Consider the following 9055-nt stretch of genomic DNA (forward strand, 5'->3'; position numbering starts at 1 on the left):
TCCCAGGTCGCGGCGAGCGCCGCCGGGTCGTGCCGCCGCGGCGGCGCGCGGTCCGTGGGAGCCTCGGCCGGCGCCGGTGCAGCGTGGGGGAGCGGCACGGCTTGCGCGGCGGTTGCGACGTCGGGCCGAGCGGCCGTGGCCCTCGCGTCCGCCCGCGCGGGCCGGCGGGCGCGCCGGGAGCCGGAGAAACGCAGCGCGGTGAGGAGATAGGCGGCGAGGGCGCCGGCGCCCGCGCCGATCGGCTCCCACGGCAGGCCGGCGCCGGCAACGGACGACTCGACCCGCGGCGCCAGGAGCGGCGGAGCGGCGGGCATCGCCGCGACCGGCGGGGCCGCGCCGATGGGCTGCCTCTCGTCCCGTCCGGAAGGGTACGCTGCGGGCGTCTCTGCAGGCGTCTCTGCAGGTGTCTCCGCGGGCGTCTCTGCGGGCCGATCGAGGCGCGCCAGCCGATCGCGGGCCGCGTCGAGCGCGGCGCGTGCCTCCTCGCGTGCCGCGTCGGCGGCGGCGAGCAGCCGCCCTCGGGCATTCTCGAGCTGCCGCAGCGCGGCGGTGCGGCTGGGGTGGCGCGGGCCGTAGACATCCTGCGCGTCCGCCGCGGCGATCGACGCCTCGACGTAGCGCACCGCCGCGGCCTCGACGGCGGGCGGCAGGCCCTGCGCGCTCGCGAGGCGCTCGGGATCGTCGGCATCGCCCAGGCGGCGGAGCGTGGCGCCGGCCTCGTCGCGGGTGCGGAGCGCGTCCAGGCGCTCGGAGAGGTCCGCGGCAGGCGGAGCGCGCGACGGAGCGGGGGAGGCGGGTGCGGCCGTCGCAGCGGACGGCGCGGGGTCGCGGGCGCTCCACAGGACGGTGTAGGCGGCCGCGGTCGCGAGCGCCGCGGCGGCCTCGGGCGTCTCGCCGACGGCACGCAGCACCCGCCGATCGCCCTCGTCGACGATCTCCGCGCCCGGCGGCAGCGCGGTCGCGGGCGGCCGCGCCCCCTCGCGCGCGAGGTCGACGGAGGCGAGATAGGGTCCCGACCCCGGCGGCTCGATCGCCGAGGCGATCACGAGCCCGAGGCCGGCACCGGCCGCGACGATCGCAGCCCTGGCCATCCCGGCGAGGAGAGACATGAGACGCTGGAACTCCGGGCCGAGCGGTCTCGGCGTTGGCCCGATTGAACGCAGGTTACGGTTAATCCCGGCTTAAGGCGCGGTCCCGCCGCGCCTGATCGAACCGCCGCCATCGCGGTTCCACTCCGTCGGCGGATGCTCTAGAACCGTGCCCCACGGCACGACGCATCCCCCGCAGCGAGGAGCATGAGACATGGCGAAGGTAGCGTTCCTGGGACTGGGCGTGATGGGCTATCCCATGGCGCGGCACCTGGCGGGCAAGGGCCACGAGGTCACCGTCTACAACCGCACCCAGTCCAAGGCGGAACGCTGGGTCTCCGAGCACGGCGGCGCATTCGCCAAGACGCCGCGTGCGGCCGCGGAAGGCCAGGAGATCGTCTTCGCCTGCGTGGGCAACGACGACGACCTGCGCGAGGTGACGATCGGCGCGGAGGGGGCCTTCAAGGGCATGGCCAAGGGCGCGGTCTTCGTCGACCACACCACCGCCTCCGCCGAGGTGGCGCGCGAGCTCTCGGCGCTGTCCTGGGAGAAGGGCTTCGGCTTCGTCGACGCGCCGGTCTCCGGCGGTCAGGCCGGCGCGGAGAACGGCGCGCTCACCGTGATGTGCGGCGGCGACGAGGCGACCTTCGAGCGGGTGGAGCCCGTCATCCAGGCCTATGCCAAGATGTGTCGCCTGATCGGCCCCGCCGGCTCGGGCCAGCTCACCAAGATGGTCAACCAGATCTGCATCGCCGGGGTCGTGCAGGGCCTCGCCGAGGCGGTGCATTTCGGCAAGCGCGCGGGGCTCGACATGGAGGCCGTGCTCGACACGATCTCGAAGGGCGCCGCCGGCTCCTGGCAGATGGAGAATCGCTGGAAGACGATGGCCAAGGGCGAGTTCGACTTCGGCTTCGCCGTCGACTGGATGCGCAAGGACCTGAACATCGTCCTCGACGAGGCGCGCAAGAACGGCGCGACGCTCGCGCTCACCGCCCTCGTCGACCAGTACTACGCCGACGTCCAGAAGATGGGCGGCAAGCGCTGGGACACGTCGAGCCTGGTGGCGCGGCTGGAGAAGTGAGGGGGCGCGGGAGCGCTGCGGGAGGAGGGCCTCGAAAGCGTGGCGTGATACCCTCGTGCAGGGCGCCGACGGTCTCCCCTCTCCCTCCTGGAGAGGGGTCGGGGGTGTGGGGCGTGCAGGACCGACGACAACGCGGATGCCGGCCTGCACGGCCCGCTCGTCCCTCCAGCCTGAGAGCCTCGCTCGACGCCCCACACCCCTAGCCCCTCTCCACGAGGGAGAGGGGAACCGCGTCGCGCCCCGCATACGCCGTCCGTGGCCTCACACCGCCTTCAGCAGCACGTGCTTCTTGCGCCCGAACGACAGCTTGATCACGCCCTCGCGCAGGTCGGCCTCGCCGAGCGTCGCCGTCGGATCGGACACGGCGACGTCGTTGACCCGCAGGCCCCCGCCCTTCACCTGGCGCCGGCCCTCGCTCATCGAGGGGACGAGGCCGGCGTGGTCGGGGCCGAACGCCGTGAGGACGCCGAGACCCTCGGCGAGGCGCGCGCGCGGGATCTCGACCGTCGGCAGCGTGTCGGCGAGCGCGCCCTCCTCGAAGGTCCGCCGCGCCGTCTGCGCCGCTTCCTCCGCCGCCGCGCGCCCGTGGAGGAGGGCGGTCGCCTCGGTGGCGAGGATCTTCTTCGCCTCGTTGATCTCCGCGCCCTGCAGCGCGGCGAGGCGGGCGATCTCGTCGAGCGGCAGCAGCGTGAACAGCTTGAGGAAGCGCTCGACGTCGGCGTCCTCCGTGTTGCGCCAGAACTGCCAGTAGTCCCACGGCGAGAGCATGCTCTCGTCGAGCCACACGGCGCCGGCCGCCGTCTTGCCCATCTTGGCACCTGACGCGGTGGTGAGCAGCGGGCAGGTCAGCGCGTAGAGCTGATGCGTGCCCATGCGCCGGCCGAGGTCGATGCCGGAGACGATGTTGCCCCACTGGTCCGACCCGCCCATCTGCAGGTTGACGCCGTGGCGCTGCGCCAGCTCGACGAAGTCGTAGGACTGGAGCAGCATGTAGTTGAACTCGAGGAACGAGAACTCGCTCTCGCGATCGAGCCGCAGCTTCACCGAATCGAACGACAGCATGCGGTTGACCGAGAAGTGCCGGCCGACGTCGCGCAGGAAGGCGATGTAGTTGAGCGCCAGCAGCCAATCGGCGTTGTCGACCATGACCGCGTCGCGCGCGCCCTCGCCGAAGCTCACGAACTTCGAGAAGACGCGCTTGATGCCCGCCTTGTTCGACTCGATCTGCTCCTCCGAGAGGAGCTTGCGCGCCTCGTCGCGTCCCGTCGGGTCGCCGACGCGGGTGGTGCCGCCGCCCATCAGCACGATGGGCTTGCCGCCGGTCTTCTGGAGCCAATGCAGCATCATGATCGAGACGAGCGAGCCGACGTGCAGCGAGGGCGCGGTGCAGTCGTAGCCCACATACGCCGTGACCGCCCCCTCCAGAGCCTTCTCGTCGAGCCCCGCGTAATCGGAGCACTGGTGGATGTAGCCGCGCGACTGCAGCGTCGCGAGGAAATCCGACTTGAGGGTGAGTGCGGTGGGCGCGCTCATGGCGTCTCTCTTTCCGTTCGCCTCTTCATGGGGAGGAGCCCCGGATCGTCCGGGACGCGAGGCCTTTAGCAGGCCGCGACCCGCTTGGCACGCGCGAAACGAGCTTTGCGCATGCCGGCGGAGCGCGTCCTGCCAGGTTGGCTCGGGCAGCCCTGCGTCTTCCCCGCGGCGGCTCGGCATGCGAGACCGCTCGCTCGACGTTTTCAGGAGGGCCGCCCATGACCGTCGCCGACGAGGTCGTCACGCTCGACCGGGAGGGCGAGATCGCGATCGTCACCCTCGACAACCCGCCCGTGAACGCCACCTCGGCGGCGCTGCGGGCGGGGCTCGTTTCCGCCATCGAGCGCGCCTGCGCCGACGCGGCCGTGCGCGCGATCGTGCTCATCTGCGCGGGGCGGACCTTCGTCGCCGGCGCGGACGTGAGCGAGCTCGGCAAGCCGCGGGCCGAGCCCGATCTCCGGGCCGTGCTCGAGGCGATCGAGAGCGCGCCGAAGCCCGTCGTCGCCGCGGTGCACGGGACGGCGCTGGGCGGCGGGCTCGAGCTCGCCATGGCCTGCCACCACCGCATCGCGACGCCGAGCGCCGCCTTCGGCCTGCCCGAGGTGTCCCTCGGGCTGATCCCCGGTGCGGGCGGCACCCAGCGCCTGCCGCGGCTCGCCGGCGTCGCGACGGCGCTCTCGCTGATCGTCGAGGGCAAGCGGCTCGTCGGCGAGGCCGCCCGCGCGGCGGGCGTCGTCGATGCGCGGGCCTCGGGCGAGGAGAGCCTGCGGGCGGACGCCATCGCTTTCGCGCGCGATCTACTCGCGCGCGGCCTGCCGCCGGAGCGGCTGCTGCGCAGGGTCCGCGACGAGACCGGGCGGCTCGCCCCCGATCCCGCCGCCTTCGATGCGGCCCGTGCCCATGCGGCCAAGCGCCTGCGGGGACAGGTGGCGCCGGAGTGCGCCATCGCCTGCGTCGCCGCGGCGCTCGATCGTCCGTTCGCGGAGGGCCTCGCCCTCGAGCGCGCCACCTTCCAGGAGCTCGAGGCGGGCCCCCAGTCGAAGGCCCTGCGCCACGCCTTCCTTGCCGAGCGCGAGGCGGCGAAGATCCCCGGTATCGGTCGGGAGACGCCGACCCGCACCGTCGAGCGCGTCGGCATCGTCGGCGCCGGCACGATGGGCACCGGCATCGCCATGGCCTTCCTCGACGCGGGCTTCCCCGTGACGATCGTCGAGGCGAAGGAGGAGGCGCTGGCCCGCGGCCGGAACACGATCGAGACGACCTACGCGGGGTCGGCCGCCAAGGGCCGGATCGGGCAGGGCGAGGCGGATGCCCGGCTCGGGCGGCTGGCGACCTCGCTGGCCTACGAGGATCTCGCCCAGGCCGATCTGGTGATCGAGGCCGCCTTCGAGACGATGGAGGTGAAGCGGGCCGTCTTCGCCGCCCTCGACCGGGTGGCGAAGCCCGGCGCGCTGCTGGCCACCAACACCTCCTATCTCGACGTCGACGCCATCGCCGCGGCGACGTCGCGCCCGCAGGACTTGCTCGGCCTGCACTTCTTCTCGCCGGCGAACATCATGAAGCTGCTCGAGGTGGTGCGCGCGCAGAGGACCGCGCCCGACGCGATCGCGACAGCGATGGCCCTGGCCAAGCGCCTGCGCAAGGTCGCGGTGTGCGTCGGCGTCGCCCACGGCTTCGTGGGCAACCGCATGCTGGCGCGCCGCCAGGCGGAGGCGACGCACCTCGTCCTCGAGGGCGCCATGCCCTGGGACGTCGACCGCGTCCTCGTCGCCTTCGGCCTGCCGATGGGCCCCTTCCAGATGAGCGACCTCGCCGGGCTCGACCTCGGCTGGTCGCGAGAGACCTCGAAGGGCGAGACGCTCAAGGAGCGCCTGTGCGAGCGCGACCGGCGCGGGCAGAAGACTCGTGCCGGCTTCTACGACTACGACGACGCCCGCCGGGGCACCCCCTCGCCGGTCACCGAGGAGATCGTCCACGCCATGTCCGCCGAGAAGGGCATCGCGCGCCGCGCGATCTCCGACGACGAGATCCTGGAGCGCTGCCTCTACCCGATGGTGGCCGAGGGCGCGCGCATCCTGGAGGAGGGCAAGGCGATCCGCGGCTCGGACATCGACGTCGTCTGGATCAACGGCTACGGCTTCCCCGCCTGGCGCGGCGGCCCGATGTTCTGGGCGGACGAGACCGGGCTCCCCACGATCGTCGCGGCCCTCGACCGCTACGCCGCCACGCACGGCGACGCCTACGCGGTGCCGGATCTCCTCCGCCGCCTCGCGGAGGAGGGAGGGCGGCTGTCGGAGAGGTGAGGGCGTCGGCGCGCGGCATGGGCGCCGCCCCCGAACCCCTCCACCCCCTTCCCCCCCGCCGCGTTCCGTCCTAAACCCCGCGCACGAGAACGATCCCGCGCCGGCCGGTCCGCCGGCGCCGAACGGACGGGTCCCACATGAACCTCTTCGCCCTCTTCGAGGCCCGCGTGGCCGAGGCGCTCGCCCGGCTCGTGGAGGCCGGCGCGCTCCCGGCGGGGCTCGATCACGCCCGCGCCGTCGTCGAGCCGCCGCGCGATCCCGCCCACGGCGACCTCGCCACCAACGCCGCGATGGTGCTCGCCAAGGACGCGGGCGCGAAGCCGCGCGATCTCGCCGAGCTGATCGCCGCCGACCTGCGCGGGGACCCGCGCATCGCCGGGGTCGAGATCGCCGGCCCTGGCTTCATCAATCTGCGGCTCGCCCCGTCCGTGCTGCACGACGTGCTGCGCGCGGCGGTGCGTGCCGGCACCGGCTACGCCCGCGGCGGCGCGGCGGAGGGGCCGAAGGTCAACGTCGAGTACGTCTCGGCCAATCCCACCGGCCCGCTCCACGTCGGCCACGGCCGCGGCGCGGTGTTCGGGGACGCGCTCGCCAACCTGCTCGCCTTCGTCGGGCGCGACGTGACGCGCGAGTACTACATCAACGACGCCGGCGCGCAGGTCGACGTGCTCGCCCGCTCCGCCTACCTGCGCTACCGCGAGGCGCTCGGCGAGGACATCGGCACCATCCCCGAGGGGCTCTATCCGGGCGACTATCTCGTCCCGGTCGGGCAGGCGCTCGAGGAGATCCACGGGCCGGGCCTGCTCGAGCAGGACGAGGAGACCTGGCTGCCGATCGTGCGCGACACCGCCATCGACCAGATGATGGCGATGATCCGCGCCGACCTCGCCGCGCTCGACATCGTCCACGACGTGTTCTTCTCCGAGCGCTCGCTCGCCACCGGCGACGTCGACGACATCTCGTCCGCCATCGCCGACCTGCGCGTGCGCGACCTCATCTACGAAGGCCGGCTCGAGCCGCCCAAGGGCGCCAAGGACGACGAGTGGGAGGATCGCGAGCAGACGCTGTTCCGGGCCACCCGCTTCGGCGACGACACGGACCGCGCGCTGCTCAAGTCCGACGGCTCCTACACCTACTTCGCCGCCGACATCGCCTACCACCGCTCGAAGTACCTGCGCGGCTTCAAGGAGATGATCGACGTCTGGGGCGCCGACCACGGCGGCTACGTCAAGCGCATGAAGGCGGCGGTGGCCGCCGTCACCGGCGGGGAGGGGGCGCTCGACGTCAAGCTCTGCCAGCTGGTGAAGCTGCTGCGCGCAGGCGAGCCGGTGAAGATGTCCAAGCGCTCCGGTGACTTCGTCACGTTGCGTGAGGTGGTGGACGAGGTCGGCCGCGACGCCGTGCGCTTCATGATGCTGATGCGCAAGAACGACGCGTCGCTGGACTTCGACCTGGCCAAGGTCGTCGAGCAGTCGAAGGACAACCCGGTCTTCTACGTGCAGTACGCGCACGCCCGCTGCGCCTCGATCTTCCGACAGGCGGCGGAACAGATGCCGGGCGTCGACTTCGGGCCGCAGGCGCTGGCGGCGGCCGATCTCGCGCTCCTGTCCGACGAGGCGGAGCTCGACCTCCTGCGGCGCATCGCGCTCTTCCCGCGCACGATCGAGCAGGCGGCCACCGCCCACGAGCCGCACAGGGTCGCGTTCTACCTCTACGACCTCGCCGCGGCGCTGCATCAATTATGGAGCAAGGGCAAAGACTTGCCGCAATTACGGTTTGTTAATCAAGCCGACCGAAAGTCCACCGAGGCGCGGCTCGCGCTGGCGCACGCCGTCCGTTGCGTGATCGCCTCCGGACTTTCCATACTGGGCGTCGCGGCCCCGGACGAGATGCGCTGAGCGCGTCGCGTCCACCGCGAGGCGTTGCGAGGCTGAGGATATCGGCGCGATGAGCGACAACGCGAAACGGCGGCTCTCCATCGATCTCGACGAGATCGAGCGCCAGCTGCGTCAGACGGGCGGGGACCCGCGGGCGGGTGCGCTCCACGGGCAGCCGCCCGCGCCGAAGGCGGACCCGCTGGCGGAGCTCGCCCGCATCGTCGGCCAAGACGACCCGTTCGGCGCGATTCTCGACGAGGATGCGGCTCGCGCCGGCGCGCGGCGGGTTCCCCCCGCGCCGCAGCCGCCCCAGCGGCGGCCCGACGTGGAGGATCCGCGCGCGGCCTATGCGGCGCAGGGCTTCTCCGTGGACGACCCGCGCGACCCCGCCCGCGTCGATCCCCGACGGCCCGCCCCCCGCGACGACCAGGGGTACGAGAGCCCCGGCTACGAGGAGCCGGAATACGACGAGGCCTACGACGACGCCGGCGAATGGGACGAGCCCTACGCGGCGGACGGTCCCGCGCATGACGACGCCGCAGACTGGGCCGGCGGCGCCTACGACGACGAGCTCGACGAGGACGAGCCGCGCCGCCGCGGCGCCGGGCGCAAGAGCCTCGTCACCGCTGGCGCGCTGATCGTCGTCGCCGCGATCGGCGTCGGCACGGCGCTGTGGTTCGCCGGCTCCGTCGACCAGGCACCGGCCGACCCGCCGCTCATCGCCGCAGACAGCGAGCCCGCCCGCGTGCCGCCGGCCGACCCCGGCGGCGTCGAGATCCCCAACCAGGACACGGCGCTGCTCGGCGCCGACAGCGGCGAGGCCCGCGTCGTCGATCGCGAGGAGCAGCCGGTGGACATCGCCGGCCTCGATCGTCCGGCCGGGGGCGAGGCGCCGCGCGTCGTGCTGCCGCAGCCGGGCGCCGCGCCGGCCTCCAACGCGGACGACCCGATTGCGCAGGCGCTCGGAGAGGACGGCCTCGCCGGTCTCGACGCGGGCCTGCAGCCGCCGCTCGTCAGCTCGCCCGCGGTCGCGGCGCTCGGCGAGCCGCGGCGGGTGCGCACGGTCACGGTGCGGCCGGACGGCACGATCGTCGCGCCCACGGGGCTCCAGCCGACGGCGCCGGCCGCCGCCCAGGCACCGGCCCAGCAGCAGCCCGCGCAGCAGGACGTCGC

General features: G+C 73.4%; 4 protein-coding genes and 2 pseudogenes. 4 read left to right on the forward strand and 2 right to left on the reverse strand.

Features of this window, described 5'->3' with window-relative positions:
• Positions 1–1109, reverse strand: a pseudogene (locus ACTZWW_RS22090) (hypothetical protein); the annotation flags it as partial.
• Positions 1110–1302: 193 nt separating this feature from the next.
• On the opposite strand from ACTZWW_RS22090, the gene ACTZWW_RS22095 reads away from it, so the two are divergent.
• Positions 1303–2169, forward strand: coding sequence for an NAD(P)-dependent oxidoreductase (locus ACTZWW_RS22095; RefSeq protein ID WP_444783124.1), 867 nt, complete (start codon positions 1303–1305; stop codon positions 2167–2169).
• 261 nt (positions 2170–2430) lie between these two features.
• Here ACTZWW_RS22095 and tyrS read toward each other — a convergent pair whose 3' ends face one another.
• The gene (gene tyrS / locus ACTZWW_RS22100) at positions 2431–3702 is read right to left on the reverse strand and encodes a tyrosine--tRNA ligase (protein ID WP_444783125.1); all 1272 of its coding nucleotides are present in this window, start codon (positions 3700–3702) and stop codon (positions 2431–2433) included.
• Between the two features lie 218 nt (positions 3703–3920).
• On the opposite strand from tyrS, the gene ACTZWW_RS22105 reads away from it, so the two are divergent.
• From ACTZWW_RS22105 to ACTZWW_RS22115, 3 genes and pseudogenes are all read left to right on the forward strand, one after another.
• Positions 3921–6005 (forward strand): 3-hydroxyacyl-CoA dehydrogenase NAD-binding domain-containing protein, encoded by a 2085-nt coding sequence (locus ACTZWW_RS22105; RefSeq protein ID WP_444783126.1) that lies wholly within the window; start codon positions 3921–3923, stop codon positions 6003–6005.
• Between the two features lie 137 nt (positions 6006–6142).
• The gene (gene argS / locus ACTZWW_RS22110; protein ID WP_444783127.1) at positions 6143–7903 is read left to right on the forward strand and encodes an arginine--tRNA ligase; all 1761 of its coding nucleotides are present in this window, start codon (positions 6143–6145) and stop codon (positions 7901–7903) included.
• Positions 7904–7952: 49 nt separating this feature from the next.
• Positions 7953–9055: pseudogene (locus ACTZWW_RS22115) on the forward strand (hypothetical protein); the annotation flags it as partial.

It is taken from the genome of Salinarimonas sp. NSM, from assembly GCF_052380005.1.
GTDB lineage: Bacteria > Pseudomonadota > Alphaproteobacteria > Rhizobiales > Beijerinckiaceae > Salinarimonas.